The following is an 18542-nucleotide window of genomic DNA, read 5'->3' on the forward strand; positions in this document are numbered from 1 at the left end:
TACTAAACTTGCACGGATGAAACCGGAACGCGCCGCCAAGCTCTATCACCGCCTCGCCACCCTGCTCACCGCCCTGCCCTGGTCGTGGCAACGGGCCCTGGCCGATGCCCTCGCCTGGCTGTGGGGACGGCTGGACGCCCGCGAAAGCAGGGTGACCCGCCGCAATCTTGAACTGGCCTATCCGGAGCTTCCCGCCGTACAGCGCGCGCGCCTGCACCAGGACGTACTGCGCACCACCGCCCGCCAGGCGCTGGAGACCCTGTATCTGTGGACCCACGACCCGGCCACCAACCTGGAACGCCATCTGCGCGAGCGCCACGGGCAGGCGCTGTACGACGCGGCGCTGGCCGCGGGCAAGGGCGTGATCGTGGTCGCGCCGCATTACGGCAACTGGGAACTGCTGAACCAGTGGCTGGCCTCGCGCGGGCCGATCGCCATCGTCTACGCGCCCCCGGAAAACCCGGTCGGCGACGCTTTCCTGCAGCTGGCGCGCGGCGGCGACAACGTGCGCCAGGTGCGCGCCGAAGGCCCGGCGGTGCGGCAGCTGTTCAAGGTGCTCAAGGACGGCGGCGCGGTCGGCATCCTGCCCGACCAGCAGCCGAAGAACGGCGACGGCGTGTTCGTTCCGTTCTTCGGCGTGCAGGCGCTGACCATGACCCTGGTCAACCGCCTGGCCGAACGCACCGGCGCCACCGTGCTCTACGCCTGGTGCGAGCGTACCGGCCCGGACATCGAGTTCGCCCTGCACGTGGAACCGGCGCCGGCGCAGATCGCCGACCCCGACCTGCAGGTCGCCGCCGGCACGCTGAGCGCCGGCATCGAGCGCATCGCCCGGCGCGATCCCGCGCAGTACCAGTGGACCTACAAGCGCTACACGCTGCGCCCGCCCGGCAGCGGCGAATGCGACCCCTATGCCACGGAACGCCACCCGCATTGAGCGCGCATGCACACTGCCCCTGCAACACTGCGTCACCCCGGCGGTCGATTGAATCCGAGACCGCCGGCCTCATTAGGTTGCCGATGAACGCCACGTCCTCCACTCCCGCTTCCTCCAGCTTCGGCGAGACCGCGGCGATCCGCTGCGAACGCGCCGCGGCCGAACTGCGCGCCGGGCGGCCGGTGGTGCTTACCGACGGCGACCGCCGCCTGGCCACGATGGCGCTGGACAGCGCCTCGCCGGCGGGCTTCGCCGCCTTCGCCCGGGCCGCGGACGAGCGCCACTACCTGTTCCTGACCACGCCGCGCGCGCGGACCCTGGGCATCGACACCGCCCACGGCATCCGCATCGCGCTGGCCGGGCAGGGCTTCGAGAGCCTGCCGGCGCTGGCCTACCTGCGCGACACGCCCTCGCCGGCCGGCATTCCCAGCGAAGGCGATGACCTCGATGCGGCCGCCGTCGAAGCAGCGCGCCTGGGCCTGCTGTTGCCGGCGCTGGTGTCGGCCACCCTGCATGCCGGCGCCACGCCGTTCGACGACTGCCTGCACCTGGCGCTTGACGACCTGCGCTGCGGCGCCGCCCAGGCCGGCCAGGACTACGAGCTGGTGACGCGTTCCCCGGTGCCGTTGCGCGATGTCGGCATGACCGAGTTCGCGGTGTTCCGCGGCGGCGTCGCGCAGCGCGACCAGGTAGCGGTGATCGTCGGCACGCCCGACCTGCAGGGCGTGGTGCCGGTACGCGTGCACTCCTCGTGCCTGACCGGCGACCTGTTCGGCTCGCTCAAGTGCGACTGCGGCGACCAGCTGCGGCGCGGCCTGCGCACGCTCAAGGAACTGGGCGGCGGCATCCTGCTGTACCTGGACCAGGAAGGGCGCGGCACCGGCATCGCCGCCAAGATGCGCGCCTACGGCTACCAGCATGAAGGGCTGGACACCATCGACGCCGACGCGCAGCTGGGTTTCGGCGCCGACGAACGCCGCTACGGCAGCGCGATCGCCATGCTGCGCGGCCTGGGCGTGCAGCGCATCCAGCTGCTGACCAACAACCCCACCAAGGTGCAGCACCTGCGCAATGCCGGCATCGAAGTGCTGGGCAGCATCCCGGTGACCGGCGAGATCACCGCCGAGAACGAGCAGTACCTGCGCACCAAGGCCGCGCGCGCCGGCCACCACCTGGATGTCGATGCGCTGATCATGTCGGCGCAGTGATCGCCGGCGCGCCGCGCTGATGACGGGACTCCCGGCGTGCCTGTATGGTCGCGCCATGATCGAACCTCCCAGCCTTCCCGCCGCGCCGCCCGCCACCGGAAGCGACTGGCAGCCCCTGCCGCGCCGCGGCGCGCCTTTCGCCGCGATCGGCGCCGGGCTGGCGTCGATGTCCATCCTGCTGCTGGCAGGCGGCGCGTTGTCGCTGGTGCTGCGCAATCCATGGTGGCTGCCGACCGCGCTGATCGCCGCCGCCGTGGGCCTGCTGGGCGGTGCATGGATCGGTTGGCGCCGCCATCGCCGCACCTTCTGGCGACTGGACGACCAGGCCCTGGGCGTACGCCGCGGCCATCTGTGGCTGAGCGAGAGCCATGTGCCGGTATCGCGCGTGCAGCACCTGGACCTGCGCCGCGGACCGCTGCAGCGCGCCGCCAACCTGGCGACGCTGGTCGTGCACACCGCCGGTACGCGGATGAACACCGTCGCCATCGCCGGCCTCGCCCATGACGACGCCGAACGCCTGCGCGACCGCCTCGCCCGCCAGCTCGACCACGACGACGCGCTGTGAATCCTTCGCAGACGCCGGCAACCCCACTGGAGCAGCGCCTGCACCCGTGGTCGTGGCTGTTCGAACTGCAGCAGCAGCTGCGGCAGTTCCTGCTGCCGCTGGTGGCACTGCTGTTCTTCGGCAGCCGCCGCCAGGACAGCGAATGGCCGTTCCACCTGGTCACGCTGGCGGTGATCCTGGCCATGGCCGCCACCGCGCTGCTGCAGTACCTGACCTACCGTTACCGGATCGGCGAGGACGCGCTGACCGTGCGCAGCGGCATCCTCGAACGCACCCGCCGCGAGATCCCGTTCGCACGCATCCACAACGTGGTCGTCCACCAGAACCTGCTGCATCGCCTGTTCGGCGTGGCCGAGCTGCGGCTCGAGTCGGCCGCCGGCGACAAGCCCGAAGCGCAGATGCGCGTGCTGCGGCTGGAACAGGCGCTGGAGCTGGAGCGCCTGATCCGCCAGGGCGGCGGCCGCGCACCCGCTGCCGCGGAGGACCCGCAGGCCGCTCCCGGCTCCTTGCTTGAATTGCCGCTGCCGGAACTGGTGCGGCTGGGGCTGATCTCCAACCGCGCGCTGGTAGTGGCTGCGGCCGCCATCGGCGCGCTCTGGCAGATGTTCCCGCGCGACGTCGCGGAAGATTTCGTCCGCGACCAGGGCCGGCAGGTGTTCGGCTATGCCAGCCAGCTGCAGCTGGACACCCTCCCCCTGGTCGGCACCATCGCCGCCCTTCTGCTGCTGGTCCTGCTGTCGATGTGGCTGATGTCCATCGCGTTGGCGATCGTGCAGTACCACGGCTTCCGGTTGAGCGAAGCCGAGCGCCGCCTCACTGTCGAGCGCGGCCTGCTCACCCGGCTGCGCAGCAGCGTCGCACGCCGCCGCATCCAGGCCTGGACCCTGCGCGAAGGCGTGCTGCACCGGCTGTTCCGGCGCCGCCAGCTGCGCGTGGACATCGCCGCCGGTGGCGGCCAGGAACAGGACGGACGCGCCTTGAAGGAACTGGCGCCACTGGCGACGCCCGACGCCTGCGACGAGCTGTTGCGGCATTTCCTGCCCGGGGTGCCATGGCCGCCTGCGCAATGGCAGGCGGTGTCGATGCGCGGCTGGTGGCGGCTGTGCCTGCCTGCACTGTTCGTCGTCAGTGCGGCGACCCTGCTGGGCTGCCGCGAATTCGGCGCATGGGGGCTGCTGCCCCTGCTGTGGCTGCCCTGGTCCGCGTTCAAGGCGCATCGCCGGGTCTCGCGCTTGGGCTACAGCATCGATCCGCGACGGGTGGCGATACGCGGCGGCTGGTGGAGCCGCTGGTGGCGCGTGGCCGAACTGGACAAGCTGCAGGCCGTGCGCCTGGACCGCTCACCGCTGGACCACCATTTCGGCACCGCCACGCTCACCCTCGATACCGCCGGCGCTGCCGGTTCGCCAGCGCTGCGGCTGCGTTTCCTCGAGCAAGCGCGCGCCCGCGAACTGATGGACCAACTGGTCCGCGAGATGGCGCGACGCCGGCTGCGCTGGTAGCACGGTTGCAGCCGGTAGCGCCGGCTGCCGGCCGGCAACCGCATGGCGATGGCGATGATCCCGCGGCTGTGGACCAGGCGCCGTGCCCTCAACGCCGCGATGGCCCCCAATAGCCGAGATCGCGACGGATCTGCAGTCCACGCCACGTCGCGCCCAGCGGCTTGCGCTTCAGCGTTCCCAGGCGGCCGGCGATGAAATCCTCGGTCGCGGCGATCACCCGTCCGGAGGAACGCCCGTCACGATAGGGATGGATGGAATCGGCATAGCGGACGATCTCCGCCACCAATGCCGGTTCCGGCGCCAGCGCGCGCGCGAGCATGTCGGGCAGCTGCTGCGGATCGTAGAAATCGAGCATGTGCGGCTGCGGCACGCGGTTGCGGAAGGTCACCACCGGCTTGTGCTGGACGATGAACTCCGAAACGATCGACGACGTATCCGAAACCAGCACGTCGGCGGCGCGCTGCGCGGCCATCACCTGCTCCGGCTCGATGAAGCAGGCATTGCCGCCAGCCAGCGCGCGATAGCGCCCGAACAGTTCCGGTGCGCACTTGGGATGCAGGGTCAGCAGCCAATAGCGCTCGCCGCGGGCGATGTCGGCGGCGATGCCCTCGTACAGGTGCGGCGCCGCGCTCAGGCGTTCGGTGAAGGTGGAGCCGAACAGCACCACCGGCCGGCCGCCGGCCGGCGCGCGCAGGGCGGCGCTTTCCCCGCCATCGTCGCGGAACAGCGGATCGAGCTTCGGCCAGCCGGTTTCCTTCACCGCGAAATGGCCTTCGCGCGCCGCCAGCTCCTGGAACGGCCGCGTCGTCGCCGGCCCCTGCGTGCAGTACAGGTCGAACAGGCCACGCACCCGGAAATGGCCGCGGGCGTCCTCGCGCTTCTGCACGTTGAAGCCATGGAACAGCTGCACTTTGGCCCCGGCGATGAACGGCGGCACCCAGTTGGCCGCGCTCAGCACCGCGCGCGGACGCATCGCCAGCGCCTGCTCCAGCCCGATCGACGCCACGCCCTCCAGGGTCGCCCCGGCCGCACCGCCGTGGAACCAGGCCGCGACTTCGTGGCCGTCCGCGTGCAACGTCCGCACCAGAGGCGCGAGAATAGGCAGCGCGTAGCGCTCCGTCGCAAACAGCAGGTATCCGGCCATCACCATGTCCTCTCCGACCGCTCCCACCGAACGGCCTCGCATCACGGCCTGCATTATCGCGTTCAACGAAGCCGCGCGCATCGGCGACTGCCTGGCGTCGCTGGCGTTCTGCGACGAGATCGTGGTGGTGGATTCGTATTCCAGCGACGCCACCGTGGCCATCGCGGAGGCCGCCGGCGCGCGCGTGCTGCAACGCGCATTCGACGGATTCCGCAGCCAGAAGGCCTATTGCGTCGAGCAGGCCAGCCACGACTGGGTGCTGTGCCTGGACGCCGACGAGCGGGTGAGCGCCGGACTGCGCGAGGCCATCGAACAGGCGCGCGACAGCGGATTTTCCGGTGTCGCCGGCTATCGCTTCGCACGCCTGTCCGAGTACTTCGGCCGGTTCCTGCGCCACGGCAACGCCTACCCGGACCGCGTGCTGCGCCTGTTCGACCGGCGCCATGGCGGCTGGCGCGGCAAGCGCGAGATCCATGAAGCGGCCAGCGTCGACGGCGCGGTGCGCACGCTGCGTGGCGACCTGATCCACTACCCCTACCGCTCCTTCGAACAGCAGCTGGCCAAGACCCAGCGCTATGCGCGGATGATGGCCGAGCACGAGTTCGCCCGCGGCAAACGCGCCACCCTGGGCAAGCTGGTGCTGGCGCCGGCCTGGCGCTTCTGGCGCGGCTGGCTGCTGCGCGGCGGCTTCCGCGACGGCTGGCACGGCCTGGTCTATGCCTACGTGCGCGCCAACTACGTGCGGCAGAAAACCATCATGCTGTGGCTGCTGCAGAACGGCCAGGACGTGGCCGATCCGCCCGGCGATCAACCCTGAGCGGCACGCGGCCGGGAACCACCGGCCGCCGTGACCAGCGACAGGCCGGCCAGCATGCCGACCAGCGTGGCGTAGGTGCTCACGGTTATCTGGTGGGCGAACATCGACTGGGTCATGCCGCAAAGGATATAGGCGACCACCACCATCACCCCGGCCGCGGCGGGACCACGGAATCCACTTTCGCCGCTGCGGCGATGCAGGTGGATGAAGATCCAAAGCGGCAGGCCATAGATGCACAGCAACAGCAGCAGGCCCGGGACTCCCTGGGTCGCGCCCCATTCGGCGACGTCGTTGTGCGCATGCCCCAGATGGCAACGCGCCTCCATCGCTTCCGCCTGGCGGCAGTCCGGCAGGCGCTGCATGGCGGCGTCGAAATTGCCGATGCCCATGCCCACCCACGGATGTTCGAGGAAGGTATCCCAGGCCACCTGCAGCCGCTCCAGGCGCGCGCCAGCGGACGAATCCACGTCACCGGCCTCGATGCGCTGCACATCGCTGTGCAGCTCGCTCAGGCGGGTACGTTCGCGCAGCTGCGGGACCGCCAGCACCAGCGTGGCCGCGACCAGCACCAGTCCGGCCAGCGAGGCAAGCCGGAGACGCCCGCTGCCCCGGCGTATCGACAGGGCCATCGCGACCAGCAACGCAAGCAGGGCCGGCCATACGCCGCGGCTGCCGCTGAGCAGGATCACTCCGCCACCGGCCGCCATGCCCAGGACAATCCAGCCCCAGCGCTCGGGAGGCCGGCAGAACACCAGCAGGACCATGAACACCACGGTGATGTCGGCCAGCACGATGGAATTGGTCCAGGCCTGGGCCCGCGGCCAGCCATGGGCGACCTGGTAACCGGCGATGGCCAGCGTTGCGAACAGGCCGAACAGCACGCCCCACCACAGCGCCTCCAGCCGCGGGCGGAATGCGCATACCCAGAGCAGTACCCAGGGCATGGCCAGGAACCGGGTGCGATAACCCTCATCCCTGAACACATCGGCGAAATACCACGACGACAACAGCGCCGAGGCCAGCCCGGCCACGGTCAGGGCCAACAGCAGGCATCCGATGACACCGGTGCATGTGCGTGCGCGCCACAGGCGGGAGAAGCCCCAGATACTGGTAACCAGCAGCACCAGGGTAAAGGGCAGCACATTGAATGGCGTGGCGACCATCGCCGCCGGCAGCAGGAACAACCCTGCCGATGCCAGCGTGCCCAATGCGTCCTTCCGCTCGAGAGCAGCGGTCGCGGTATAAGTCAGATTGCGTGCCATCCCTGCAACTCTGGAGCCGAAGCCATGAATCATTCCCTACCAGCCAGGCCCAGGACGCAGGAACACGATTCCCGGGCTCGCGGACGCGTCCGCCATACGCGGCAGCCGGCGGACGATACCACGCCGATCTGATTTCCCTATCGGCCGCGTTCCCTCGGCCATTTTTCCTTCGTATCCCGGCAGCCGGCGGCGCCGGCCCGCATCGGTGCTGCCACCTGGTCGACGACGGCCACGGTGCACCCGCCTCGACAACCTCCTTGCCGGCAGCAAGCACGGCGCCGCGCAGCCGCGGCAACGGCTTCGAATGGATGCGGCGCGACGTGGCCTTCCCGCGGGTGGAACTGGGCCGCCCCCCAATCCGCCGATCCTTGCCGGGCGGGCCCTCTTCATCGGCAGCTGGAGCGTGGCTTCACCCGACCAGCAGGCGTGTTCGCATGGATCACGCTTGTGCCGGGACATCCAGGCGGATGCGCCGGCCCGGCAAGGGACTCCACTCGGCTCGCGCGCGACCTGGCCGGATTCCCGCTATCGGCCCTTCACCAGCCGTGCATGGAAAAAGCCATCGCCGCCCTGCTCTCCAGGCAGGCGCTGGCGCGTTCCCGCATCGCCATGGCCGAAAGCCTCGGGCAATCCGTCGACGCGCGCATCCGCCGTCCGGGCGAGGAAGGCAGCGATCTGCTGCTGGTTCTCGCGGCGGAGGATCGAGCAGGTGGCATACAGCAGCACGCCGCCCGGTGCCACCACCTGCCACAGGGCATCGAGCAGCCGCGCCTGCAGGGCGACCAGCGCATCGATGTCGCCGGGGCGGCGGTGCAGCAGCACGTCGGGCTGGCGGCGGACGACGCCGGTGGCCGAACACGGCGCATCCAGCAGCACCGCGTCGAACGGCTCGCCGTCCCACCAGGCATCCAGATCCGCCGCGTCCGCCGCCCGTACCTGCGCCGAAGCGCCCACGCCGGTGCGGTCGAAGGTCTCGCGGATGCGCTGCAGGCGCCGCGCATCCACGTCCAGCGCCAACAGGCGCAGCGCCGGGTCACGCTCGAGCAGGTGCGCCGCCTTGCCGCCGGGAGCGGCGCAGGCGTCCAGGACCCTGGCCCCGGGACTCGGCGCCAGCGTATCGGCCACCTGCTGCGCCGACAGGTCCTGCACCGACACCGCGCCCTCGCCGAAACCGGGCAGGCTGGCGACCGGCACCGCGACCGGGAGCCGGATCGCGTCGGCGGCCAGGGCCGAAATCTCGGCATCGATGCCGGCGGCGCGCAGTTGTTCGAGGTAGGCGTCGCGTGAGTACCGCTGCCGGTTGACCCGCAGCCACAGCGGCGCCGGCTGCAGGCTGGCGGCGAACACTGCATCCGCCTGCGCCGGCCAGTCCCGGCGCACCTGATCCCGCAGCCACTGCGGCCAAGCGTCTTCGGCGCGGGCAGCGGGAAAGCCCTCGCGCTGCGCCCGGCGCAGCACCGCGTTGACCAGCCCGGCCTGGCGCTCGCGCCCCAGCGCGCGCACCGCCTCGACCGTGGCCGACAGCGCGGCATGGGCCGGCAGTTCCAGCGCGTCGAGCTGGGCGAAGCCGGCCAGCAGCAATCCCATCAGGTCGCCATCGCGCGGCCCCAGTGGCTTCTGCAGCCATTGCCGCAGCGCCTGTTCGTACACCGTGCGGCGGCGCAATGCGGCGAAGCAGATCGCCTCGAGCAGGGCGCGGTCGCGGCCGTCGTCCAGCTTCGGCAGGGTCGCCGCCAGTTCCGCCTTGAGCGAACGGCCGCGGCCGATGACTGCCGCCAACACCTTGGCCGCCAGCAGGCGCGTCTGCACGCCCGGCTGCTGCGCGGCGCCGCCCTTCCACGGTCCGGATGCCGAAACCACCATCCGCTCAGCCCTCTACCGGCAGGTCGCGGCGGGCATTGAGGTAGTCGGCGGCGGTGATCGCCTTGCCGCCCTCGCGCTGCACCACGCGCAGCCGCAGCGCGCCCTGGGCGCAGGCGATGTCGATGCCATCGCGGGATGCACCGATCACCGTGCCCGGCGCCTTGCCGCGGTTGTCGTCGATGGGCACCGCGCCATGGATGCGCACGCGCTCGCCCGCCAATGCGGCTTCGGCCACCGGCCACGGATTGAAGGCGCGCACCCGCCGCGCCAGCGCGGCGGCGTCCTGGCTCCAGTCCAGCCGCGCCTCGGCCTTGTCGAGCTTGTGCGCATAGGTGACGCCGGCCTGCGGCTGTACCTGCGGTACCGGCTTGAGGCCCGCGCGCAGCAGCCCCAGGCCGTCGGACAGCACCCGTGCGCCCATCTCCGCCAGGCGATCGTGCAGCAGACCGCCGGTATCGGTGTCGCTGATCGGGGTGCTCTGGTGCAGCAGTACCGGCCCGGTATCCAGGCCTGCCTCCATCTGCATCAGGCAGACGCCGGTCTCGCTGTCGCCGGCCTCGATCGCACGCTGGATCGGCGCCGCGCCGCGCCAGCGCGGCAACAGCGAGGCATGCACGTTCCAGCAGCCATGGGTGGGAATGGCAAGCACCGCCCTGGGCAGGATCAGCCCATAGGCGACCACGATCATCAGGTCCGGCTGCAGGTCGCGCAGTTGCCGCTGGGCCTCGGGGGTCTTCAGGCTCTCGGGCTGGAACACCGGAATGCCGCGGGCGATGGCGTCGAGCTTGACCGGCGACGGCATCAGGCCGCGGCCGCGGCCGGCCGGGCGGTCGGGCTGGGTGTAGACCGCGACCACCTCGTGGTGGCGCGCGGCCGCGCCAAGCGAGGCGACGGCGAATTCCGGCGTACCGGCAAAAACGATTCTCATGGCAATCCAACTCCCGGAAAGAACGACGGCGCCGGGTGGCGGCGCCGTGCGATGCGCTGGTGCGCGATCCCGGCCAGGCCGGGCGGCCCGGCTCAGGCGACGTGCTTGCGCTGCTTGGCCAGCTTCTTGCGCACCATTTCGCGCTTGAGCGGCGAGAGGTAATCGATGAACAGCTTGCCGTCCAGGTGGTCCATCTCGTGCTGGATGCAGGTGGCCAGCAGGCCATCGGCGGCCAGTTCACGCTCGCGGCCCTCGCGGTCCAGGAAGCGCACGACGATGTTGTCGGCACGGGTCACGTCGGCATAGATGCCGGGCACCGACAGGCAGCCTTCCTGGTATACGCGGCCGCTTTCGCTGGCGCTGGCGATCTGCGGGTTGATGAACACCTGCGGCGCGTCGTGCTCCTCGCTCACGTCGATGACCATGAAGCGCTTGTGCACGTCCACCTGGCTGGCGGCCAGGCCGATGCCCGGGGCGTCGTACATGGTCTGGAGCATGTCGTCGAGCAGCTGCTGGAAGGCCGGCGTGGTCACTTCGGCGGCGTCGACCAGGGCCGCCTTGGTGCGCAGCCGCGGGTCGGGGAATTCAAGAATGGGCAGGAGGGCCATGGGGTGCACCGGATGGGAGATGCCGCACAATTCGGCAGGACGTCCCAATTCTAGCGCCTGCGCTTGCCCGGCGCCCCGGGTTCTGCACTATAGTGCGCGGACCTGTTGGGGAATCAGGCAGATCGCAGCCATGCTGAAACAATTACGTACGGTCGCCGCCGTCGCGTTGCTGACCGTGACGACCTATGCCGTGGCGGTGGAGACGGGCGCCACCCATCCCGACACCTATGTGGTGCGAAAGGGCGACACGCTCTGGGATATAGCCGCCCGTTTCCTGAAGAAGCCGTGGCTTTGGCCGGAAATCTGGCAGGCCAACCCGCAGGTCAAGAATCCGCACCTGATCTATCCCGGCGACGTCCTGAGCCTGGCCTACCTGGACCGGGTGACACCGCAGGGGACGATCCAGCCGGGCAGGCGCGACGAAGCGCCGATCAATGCGATCCCGCTGGCCGAGGTTGAACCGTTCCTGAAGAACCTGACCGTCATGGACAGCTTCAAGGAGCTGCCCTACGTCGTCGGCCTGGAAGACAACCGCATGCGCGGCAGTGCCGGGCAGCAGGCCTATGTACGCGGCCTGCAGAACGCCCAGCCCGGCCAGCGCTATGCCGTGCTGCGGCCCACGGTCCGTTACGGCCAGCCCAAGCCCAGCGACGACCTGGACGAACGCGGCAACACCACGCCGTTCACCGGCGACCTGTGGAAGAGCTACATCTCCAGCAGCGACCGCCACGAACTGCTGGGCTACGAACTGGCCCAGGTCGCGGTCGGCACGGTGCGCCACATCGGCAGCGGCGAGCGCGAAGCCTCGACCCTGCTGCTGCAGGACAGCGGTCGCGAAGTCCGCGCCGGCGACCGCCTGGTACCGGTGCAGGCCAACCCGTACGACCTGCAGTTCGTGCCGCATGCGCCCACCGCGGCGGTCGCCGACGGTCATCTGCGCGTGCTGGCCGTCGCCGATACCCTGACCTCGGGCGGGCCGCGCGACGTCATCGCCATTTCCGGCGGCGCACGCGACGGCATCGACAACGGCACCGTGTTCTCGGTCTGGCGCAGCAGCCGCCATGTCATCGACCGCGTGACCGGCATGACGAGCTCGCGTGCGGACGACGCGCTGAAGCCCGGCGCCGGCCGCGTGTCGCTGCCGGCCGAGTATGCCGCCCATGCGATGGTGTTCCGTACCTTCGACAAGGTCAGTTATGCGCTGGTGATGGAAGGCAGCAAGCCGGCCCGCGTCGGTTACGAGCTCAGGCATCCGGACGCCCAGTAAGCGGCGCGGCACAATCCTACGCAGCAGCACGACGGCGCCCGAGGGCGCCGTCGTGGTTTCCGGACCAGCATGCGCGCATGCCAGTCCTTCCAGACCTCGCCGCCAAGCGCGGGCATGAAGCCGAGGCCCTGTTGGCGCTGGTCCTGGCCGGTGGCCCGGCGCGACCACTGCGCGACCTGCTCGAACACTTCGGCAATGCCCGCGACGCGCTGGCGGCCGGGCTCCCTGCATGGCGGGCCGCCGGCCTCGGCCCGCAGCAGATGCAGGCGCTTGCCGTCGCGGCGCCCGGACGCATGGAGCAGGTCCGCCGCTGGCTGGACCATCCGCGCCACCACCTGCTCGGCTGGCGCGATGCCGACTACCCGCCGCTGCTGCGCAGTTGCCCGAATCCGCCGGTCGCCGTGTTCGTCGACGGCGACCCGGCGCAGCTGTGGCAGCCCGCCATCGCCATCGTCGGCAGCCGCAACCCCAGCGCGGCCGGGCGCGACAACGCCTACGAGTTCGCCAGCGCCCTGTCGGCAAGCGGCCTGTGCGTCGGCAGCGGCCTGGCGGCGGGCATCGATGCGGCCGCACATCGCGCCGCGCTCGACGGGGGCGGCAGCACGTTCGCGGTGATCGGCACCGGCCCGGACCTGGCCTACCCGCGCCGGCACGCCGTCCTCCAGGAACAGATCGCCGCCGCCGGTGCGGTGGTCAGCGAGTACCCGCCAGGCACGCCCGCGCGCAGCGGCCAGTTTCCCGCCCGCAACCGGCTGCTGGCCGCGCTCTGCCTGGGCACGGTGGTGATCGAGGCGGCCGAGCGCTCCGGCGCGCTGATCACCGCCCGGCTGGCCGCGGAAGCCGGGCGCGAGGTGTTCGCGATGCCCGGCTCGATCCGCAACCCCATGGCGCGCGGCTGCCATCGCCTGATACGCGACGGTGCAACATTGGTGACACAGCCCGTCGACATTCTTGAAGGCGTGGCCAATCTGGCCGGCGAACTGGCAGGCGCCTTGCAAAACCGGTTGTTGACCCCCATTCCGGATGCGCCGGGCGCCCCTTGCCCGGCCCCCACCCTGCCGGACCAGGACTACCAGCGCTTGTGGAATGCGCTGGGCTACGACCCCACCGGTATGGATTCGCTGATCAGGTGTACTGGATTGACGGCCAGCAGGCTGTCATCCATGCTGCTGGTCATGGAACTGGAAGGAAAGGTGTCGTCCGCATACGGCTGCTACACCCGCACCTGAGGTTCCTTCACCTCCACAGCGCCGCATGGCGCAGGCCGAGGGCAATGAAAGAGAGCATTCTGGACGTCCTGCTGTATCTGTTCGAACACTATTTCAGCGAGGACGCCGATCTCATAAGAGACCGCGACTCCCTGCAGAACGGCCTGATCCAGGCCGGTTTCAGCCCCACCGAGATCAGCAAGGCCTTCGACTGGCTCGATGCGCTGGCCGAGCAGCGGCCGGCCGTAGGCCAGCCGCGGGTGGACGGGCCGGTACGCATCTTCCATGGTCCGGAACTGGACAAGCTGGACGTGGAGAGCCGCGGCTTCCTGCTGTTCCTCGAACAGCACGGCATCCTCGACGCCGACCAGCGCGAACTGGTGCTGGACCGGGCGATGGCGCTGGACCAGGACGAACTGGACCTGGACGACCTCAAGTGGGTGGTGCTGATGGTGCTGTTCAACCAGCCGGGCGCGGAAGCGGCCTATGCCTGGATGGAAACGCAGATGTTCCTTGACGAACCCGAGCCGCTGCACTGAAGAAGAGCCGTAGCGCCAATCCCCCTGCGGGATTGGCGAAGAAGCCGCGCCGCAAGGCTTTGTCAGCGGTTCTGATGGCGAACGCGATACCGCGCGCGGGCGGAAAGCGGCTGGGCGCGGGCGTCTGAACGACATGCCGTAGTACGAGGCTTCGCTCCGCGCCATCATCCAGCCTGTGGGCCCGCTCTCCCCGCATCGGTCCCGCACCAGGTTCGCCCCTCCATGGACAGCCGCAAGGAATCCCCCGTGAGCCAGTGGTTCTATGCCGAAGGCAACCGCGAACGCCGTGGTCCTCTGCCCGCCGCGAACATCGCCGAACTGTTCCGCTCCGGCCGCATCGCCGACGACACCCTGGTCTGGCGCGAAGGCGCCGCCGACTGGCGGCCGCTGCGCGACTTCGCCGCCGAACTCGGCCTGGACATGCCGGCCGGCATCCCACCGGAACCGTCCGCGCCGCCGTTGCCGCCACCGGTACAGCACGCTCATGTCGTCGCGCCGACACCGCCTCCCCGCTCCGGGCTGTCCGGCTGCGCCGTCATCGGCATCATCGCCGCGGTGGCGGGCGTCGCGCTGCTGGCGCTCGTCGGCATCCTCGCCGCGATCGCGGTCCCGGCCTACAACGACTACCTGCTGCGCTCGAAAATGGCGGTCGCGAGGGGACAACTGCAGCCGTTGACCCACGAAGTCGCCCATTTCGCCGCCGCCAACGGGCACTGCCCGGTCAATGGCGACGACGGTTTCGAAGATCCCGAAGGCTATGCCGCCGGCGATGTCGCGAGCGTGCGCGTGGGCCGGTTCGAGAACGGCCACTGCGGGCTGGAGGCGACGTTCCGGATGCCCGGCAAGCAGATGCTCGACGGCAAGCACCTCTGGCTCGACTACGATACGCAGGCCGACACGTGGACCTGCAGCTCCGATGTGGCGGACAAATATCTGCCAGCCAGTTGCCGCGGCTGAGCCGGGGCGAACAGAACCTTACGGGGAATATTGATGAGTCAGTGGTATTACGCCGATGCCAGGCGCGAGCGGCATGGGCCGGTCGAGGCCGACACCCTCCGCGACAAGTTCCGCAGGAACGAGCTGGACCTCTCCACCCTGGTCTGGCGCGAAGGCATGCCGCAATGGCAGCCGCTCTCGGCGATGGCCGAGGAACTGCAGCTGCTGGTGCAGGCCGACACCGGCGGCGGCATCGACCTGCGCGCGGACTACCAGGCCATCGAGGACGGCACCGCCGTCGCGAAGGCCAGCGCGGCGGCGGCCATTGCCGAATCGCCCTATGCGGCGCCCGGGAGCGTGACCCTCGACACCAATCGAGTGATCGCCAGCGGTGACGTGGTCCATGCTGGTTTCCTGCGACGCCTGGCCGCCTCCCTCGTCGATTCTTTCGTCACTGGCATCATCACCTGGATCCTGTTGATCCCGATCATGCTGTTGATGGGCGTCGGCCTGGGCACCTTGGCCGACCCGGAGAACATCGCCAGCCTGGGCGCCATGCTGGGCTTCCAGGGACTGATATACCTCGTCAGCTTCCTCGTTCCGTGCCTCTATTTCGGCTGGATGCAGTCTTCCACCAGCATGGCGAGCCTGGGCAAGATGGTGGTCGGCATCAAGGTCGTGCGGGGCAACGGCGAACGCGCAAGCTTTTGGCGCAACTTCCTGCGCTATCTGGCCATGATGGTTTTCGGCATGGTCACCTGCTACGTCGGCTTCCTCATCACCGCCTTCATGGTGGCGATGACCGAGCGCAAGCAGGGCCTGCACGACATGATCTGCGACACCCTGGTCGTGGACAAATGGGCGTTCACCGACCATCCGCAATGGCAGCAGCGCGGCCTGGGTACGGCGACCATCGTGATTCTTTCGATCTTCGGCCTGCTGGTGGTGGGCGGCACCATCGCCATGCTGGCGCTGATCGGCATCGCCTCCTCCAAATTCAGCTGAATCACATGCCGCCGCTTGACAACGGCGGCCTCTCCGTGATTTCTCTGGACAAGAAAAGCTGAACGCCCGGGTCCTGCCCGGGCGTCGGCATATGCGGATCGGCCGCCGCGGCTTCACTAACGGGCGCGTTTGCGCCACCCTAGCGCCCCCACCGGGCCCAGCCCTCCCCCGCAAGAATCCACTGACATGCCCAAGCACCTGCTCATCGTCGAATCGCCCGCCAAGGCCAAGACGATCAACAAATACCTCGGCAAGGACTTCACCGTCCTGGCCTCGTATGGGCATGTGCGCGACCTGGTGCCGAAGGAAGGCGCGGTCGATCCGGACCATGGCTTCGCCATGCGCTACGACCTGATCGAGAAGAACGAGAAGCATGTCGAGGCCATCGCCAAGGCCGCCAAGAGCGCCGACGACATCTATCTGGCGACCGACCCGGACCGCGAGGGCGAGGCGATCAGCTGGCACATCGCGGAAATCCTGAAGGAGCGTGGACTGCTCAAGGACAAATCGATGCAGCGCGTGGTCTTCACCGAGATCACGCCGCGCGCGATCAAGGAGGCGATGAACCAGCCGCGCGCCATCGCCGACGACCTGGTCGATGCCCAGCAGGCACGCCGGGCGCTTGATTACCTGGTCGGCTTCAACCTTTCCCCGGTGCTGTGGCGCAAGGTGCAGCGCGGCCTGTCCGCCGGCCGCGTGCAGAGCCCGGCGCTGCGCATGATCGTCGAGCGCGAGGAAGAGATCGAGGCATTCAAGGCGCGCGAATACTGGTCCATCGAGGCCGACTGCGCGCACCCGACCCAGCATTTCTCGGCCAAGCTGATCAAGCTGGACGGGCAGAAGTTCGAACAGTTCACCATCACCGACGGCGACACCGCCGAAGCCGCTCGCCTGCGCATCCAGCAGGCCGCGCAGGGCCGCCTGCACGTCACCGACGTCGCCAGCAAGGAGCGCAAGCGCCGCCCGGCGCCGCCGTTCACCACCTCCACCCTGCAGCAGGAGGCCTCGCGCAAGCTCGGCTTCACCACGCGCAAGACCATGCAGGTGGCGCAGAAGCTGTACGAAGGCGTGGCGATCGGCGAGGAAGGCACGGTCGGCCTGATCTCCTACATGCGTACCGACTCGGTGAACCTGTCGCAGGACGCGCTGGTCGAGATCCGCGACGTGATCGCCCGCGACTACGGCACCGCCTCGCTGCCGGACAAGCCCAATACCTACACCACCAAGAGCAAGAACGCGCAGGAAGCGCACGAAGCGGTTCGCCCCACTTCGGCGCTGCGCACGCCGGCGCAGGTGGCGTCGTTCCTGTCCGACGACGAGCGCAGGCTGTACGAGCTGATCTGGAAGCGCGCGGTGGCCTGCCAGATGATCCCGGCCACGCTCAACACCGTCAGCGTCGATCTTTCCGCCGGCAGCGAGCATGTGTTCCGCGCCAGCGGCACCACCGTGGTGGTGCCGGGCTTCCTCGCCGTCTACGAAGAAGGCAAGGACAGCAAGAATGCGGAAGACGAGGACGAAGGCCGCAAGCTGCCGACGATGAAGCCCGGCGACAACGTGCCGCTGGAACGCATCGCCGCCGACCAGCACTTCACCCAGCCGCCGCCGCGCTTTACCGAAGCGGCGCTGGTCAAGGCGCTGGAGGAATACGGCATCGGCCGTCCCTCGACCTACGCCTCGATCATCCAGACCCTGCTGTTCCGCAAGTACACCGAGATGGAAGGCCGCAGCTTCAAGCCGACCGACGTGGGCCGCGCGGTCAGCAAGTTCCTGTCCAGCCACTTCACCCGCTACGTCGACTACGACTTCACCGCCAAGCTCGAGGACGAGCTGGACGCGGTGTCGCGCGGCGAGGAGGAGTGGGTGCCGCTGATGGAGCGTTTCTGGGGCCCGTTCAAGGAGCTGGTCAGCGACAAGAGCGAGTCGCTGGACCGCACCGACGCCGGCAGCGCGCGCGTGCTCGGCACCGACCCGGCGAGCGGCAAGGAAGTGAGCGCGCGCATCGGCCGCTTCGGCCCGATGGTGCAGATCGGCACCGTGGAAGACGAGGAAAAGCCCAAGTTCGCCTCGCTGCAGCCCGGCCAGAGCATCTATTCGATCTCGCTGAACGACGCGCTGAAGCTCTTCGACATGCCGCGCAAGCTCGGCGCCGACGCCAACGGCGAGGAAGTGAGCGTGGGCATCGGCCGCTTCGGCCCGTTCGCCAAGCGCGGCAGCACCTATGCCTCGCTGAAGAAAGAAGACGACCCGTACAAGATCGACCTGGCCCGCGCCGTCTTCCTGATCGAGGAGAAGGAAGAGATCGCGCGCAACCGCATCATCAAGGAGTTCGAGGGCTCGGACATCCAGGTGCTCAATGGCCGCTTCGGCCCGTACATCAGCGACGGCACCCTCAACGGCAAGATTCCGAAGGACCGCGAGCCGGCCTCGTTGACCCTGGCCGAAGTGCAGCAACTGATGGCCGAAACCGGCAAGCCGGCGCGCAAGGGCTTCGGCGCGAAGAAGGCCGCGGCCAAGAAGACGGCGGTGAAAAAGGCAGCGGTGAAGAAGGAAGCTGCGCCGAAGAAGACGGCCGCCAAGAAGGCGCCGGCCAAGAAGGTGGTGAAGAAGGCGGCCGGCAAGACGGCGGCCAAGAAGACCGTGGTGAAAAAGGCCACGCAGGCCGACGACGCACCGCCGTTCTGACCCCCTGCCGCACCGGCAGGAGGATAATCGGCACTCCCGCAGCAGGCCGCCCACCGGGCGGCCTGCTGCTA

General features: G+C 69.3%; 16 protein-coding genes. 11 read left to right on the top strand and 5 right to left on the bottom strand.

Annotation, left to right across the window (positions count from 1 at the left end; translation table 11 throughout):
- Positions 1-16: 16 nt before the first annotated feature.
- The 4 genes from ABB22_RS04360 to ABB22_RS04375 all read left to right on the top strand — a co-directional run bounded on the left by ABB22_RS04360 (position 17) and on the right by ABB22_RS04375 (position 4212).
- A complete protein-coding gene (locus tag ABB22_RS04360) occupies positions 17-937 on the top strand; it encodes a lauroyl acyltransferase (RefSeq protein WP_055770687.1) in 921 nt (306 codons plus the stop codon).
- Positions 938-1020: 83 nt separating this feature from the next.
- Positions 1021-2145, top strand: a complete 1125-nt coding sequence (gene ribA / locus ABB22_RS04365) for a GTP cyclohydrolase II RibA (RefSeq protein WP_055770690.1) — start codon at positions 1021-1023, stop codon at positions 2143-2145.
- Positions 2146-2200: 55 nt separating this feature from the next.
- On the top strand, positions 2201-2710 hold the full coding sequence (locus ABB22_RS04370; protein WP_055770693.1) for a PH domain-containing protein: 510 nt from the start codon (positions 2201-2203) through the stop codon (positions 2708-2710).
- The gene (locus tag ABB22_RS04375; protein ID WP_055770696.1) at positions 2707-4212 is read left to right on the top strand and encodes a PH domain-containing protein; all 1506 of its coding nucleotides are present in this window, start codon (positions 2707-2709) and stop codon (positions 4210-4212) included. Before ABB22_RS04370 ends, ABB22_RS04375 begins: the two co-directional genes overlap by 4 nt.
- An 88-nt stretch (positions 4213-4300) precedes the next feature.
- On the opposite strand, the gene ABB22_RS04380 is transcribed toward ABB22_RS04375, so the two are convergent.
- Positions 4301-5359 (bottom strand): CDP-glycerol glycerophosphotransferase family protein, encoded by a 1059-nt coding sequence (locus tag ABB22_RS04380; protein WP_200911395.1) that lies wholly within the window; start codon positions 5357-5359, stop codon positions 4301-4303.
- Between the two features lies 1 nt (position 5360).
- Here ABB22_RS04380 and ABB22_RS04385 point away from each other — a divergent pair, with 1 nt between their 5' ends.
- Positions 5361-6173 carry a glycosyltransferase family 2 protein gene (locus tag ABB22_RS04385; RefSeq protein ID WP_055770699.1) on the top strand — a complete coding sequence of 271 codons (813 nt, stop codon included), beginning with the start codon at positions 5361-5363 and terminating at the stop codon, positions 6171-6173.
- On the opposite strand, the gene ABB22_RS04390 is transcribed toward ABB22_RS04385, so the two are convergent.
- From ABB22_RS04390 to def, 4 genes are all read right to left on the bottom strand, one after another.
- On the bottom strand, positions 6164-7435 hold the full coding sequence (locus ABB22_RS04390) for an O-antigen ligase family protein (protein WP_055770702.1): 1272 nt from the start codon (positions 7433-7435) through the stop codon (positions 6164-6166). The two genes, ABB22_RS04385 and ABB22_RS04390, sit on opposite strands and share 10 nt — an antisense overlap.
- Before the next feature lie 525 nt (positions 7436-7960).
- Positions 7961-9298, bottom strand: coding sequence for a 16S rRNA (cytosine(967)-C(5))-methyltransferase RsmB (rsmB, locus tag ABB22_RS04395; RefSeq protein ID WP_055770705.1), 1338 nt, complete (start codon positions 9296-9298; stop codon positions 7961-7963).
- Between the two features lie 4 nt (positions 9299-9302).
- The gene (gene fmt / locus ABB22_RS04400; protein ID WP_055770708.1) at positions 9303-10226 is read right to left on the bottom strand and encodes a methionyl-tRNA formyltransferase; all 924 of its coding nucleotides are present in this window, start codon (positions 10224-10226) and stop codon (positions 9303-9305) included.
- 92 nt (positions 10227-10318) lie between these two features.
- Positions 10319-10834, bottom strand: coding sequence for a peptide deformylase (def, locus tag ABB22_RS04405; RefSeq protein WP_055770711.1), 516 nt, complete (start codon positions 10832-10834; stop codon positions 10319-10321).
- 130 nt (positions 10835-10964) lie between these two features.
- Between def and ABB22_RS04410 the strand changes: the two genes are divergently transcribed.
- The 6 genes from ABB22_RS04410 (at position 10965) to ABB22_RS04435 (ending at position 18471) form a co-directional block, all read left to right on the top strand.
- Positions 10965-12101 (top strand): LysM peptidoglycan-binding domain-containing protein, encoded by a 1137-nt coding sequence (locus tag ABB22_RS04410; protein ID WP_055770714.1) that lies wholly within the window; start codon positions 10965-10967, stop codon positions 12099-12101.
- Positions 12102-12178: 77 nt separating this feature from the next.
- Positions 12179-13330, top strand: coding sequence for a DNA-processing protein DprA (dprA, locus tag ABB22_RS04415; protein WP_055770717.1), 1152 nt, complete (start codon positions 12179-12181; stop codon positions 13328-13330).
- Positions 13331-13374: 44 nt separating this feature from the next.
- Positions 13375-13848: a DUF494 family protein gene (locus tag ABB22_RS04420; protein WP_055770726.1), complete on the top strand. Its 474-nt coding sequence runs from the start codon at positions 13375-13377 to the stop codon at positions 13846-13848.
- A 246-nt stretch (positions 13849-14094) separates the two neighbouring features.
- Positions 14095-14805 (top strand): pilin, encoded by a 711-nt coding sequence (locus ABB22_RS04425; protein ID WP_162838907.1) that lies wholly within the window; start codon positions 14095-14097, stop codon positions 14803-14805.
- A 33-nt stretch (positions 14806-14838) separates the two neighbouring features.
- Positions 14839-15789 carry an RDD family protein gene (locus ABB22_RS04430; protein ID WP_055770733.1) on the top strand — a complete coding sequence of 317 codons (951 nt, stop codon included), beginning with the start codon at positions 14839-14841 and terminating at the stop codon, positions 15787-15789.
- A 186-nt stretch (positions 15790-15975) separates the two neighbouring features.
- Positions 15976-18471: a DNA topoisomerase I gene (locus tag ABB22_RS04435; RefSeq protein ID WP_055770736.1), complete on the top strand. Its 2496-nt coding sequence runs from the start codon at positions 15976-15978 to the stop codon at positions 18469-18471.
- The last annotated feature ends 71 nt before the right edge of the window (positions 18472-18542 follow it).

Source organism: Stenotrophomonas nitritireducens, from assembly GCF_001431425.1.
Classification (GTDB): Bacteria; Pseudomonadota; Gammaproteobacteria; order Xanthomonadales; family Xanthomonadaceae; genus Stenotrophomonas; species Stenotrophomonas nitritireducens.

What these genes read in the sequence shown, in the direction of transcription:
- ABB22_RS04360 (WP_055770687.1), top strand. Translation starts at nt 17, where the DNA reads ATGAAACCGGAACGCGCCGCCAAGCTCTATCACCGCCTCGCCACCCTG.
- ribA (WP_055770690.1), top strand. Translation starts at nt 1,021, where the DNA reads ATGAACGCCACGTCCTCCACTCCCGCTTCCTCCAGCTTCGGCGAGACC.
- ABB22_RS04370 (WP_055770693.1), top strand. Translation starts at nt 2,201, where the DNA reads ATGATCGAACCTCCCAGCCTTCCCGCCGCGCCGCCCGCCACCGGAAGC.
- ABB22_RS04385 (WP_055770699.1), top strand. Translation starts at nt 5,361, where the DNA reads ATGTCCTCTCCGACCGCTCCCACCGAACGGCCTCGCATCACGGCCTGC.
- ABB22_RS04390 (WP_055770702.1), bottom strand. Translation starts at nt 7,435, where the DNA reads ATGGCACGCAATCTGACTTATACCGCGACCGCTGCTCTCGAGCGGAAG.
- rsmB (WP_055770705.1), bottom strand. Translation starts at nt 9,298, where the DNA reads ATGGTGGTTTCGGCATCCGGACCGTGGAAGGGCGGCGCCGCGCAGCAG.
- fmt (WP_055770708.1), bottom strand. Translation starts at nt 10,226, where the DNA reads ATGAGAATCGTTTTTGCCGGTACGCCGGAATTCGCCGTCGCCTCGCTT.
- def (WP_055770711.1), bottom strand. Translation starts at nt 10,834, where the DNA reads ATGGCCCTCCTGCCCATTCTTGAATTCCCCGACCCGCGGCTGCGCACC.
- ABB22_RS04410 (WP_055770714.1), top strand. Translation starts at nt 10,965, where the DNA reads ATGCTGAAACAATTACGTACGGTCGCCGCCGTCGCGTTGCTGACCGTG.
- dprA (WP_055770717.1), top strand. Translation starts at nt 12,179, where the DNA reads ATGCCAGTCCTTCCAGACCTCGCCGCCAAGCGCGGGCATGAAGCCGAG.
- ABB22_RS04420 (WP_055770726.1), top strand. Translation starts at nt 13,375, where the DNA reads ATGAAAGAGAGCATTCTGGACGTCCTGCTGTATCTGTTCGAACACTAT.
- ABB22_RS04430 (WP_055770733.1), top strand. Translation starts at nt 14,839, where the DNA reads ATGAGTCAGTGGTATTACGCCGATGCCAGGCGCGAGCGGCATGGGCCG.
- ABB22_RS04435 (WP_055770736.1), top strand. Translation starts at nt 15,976, where the DNA reads ATGCCCAAGCACCTGCTCATCGTCGAATCGCCCGCCAAGGCCAAGACG.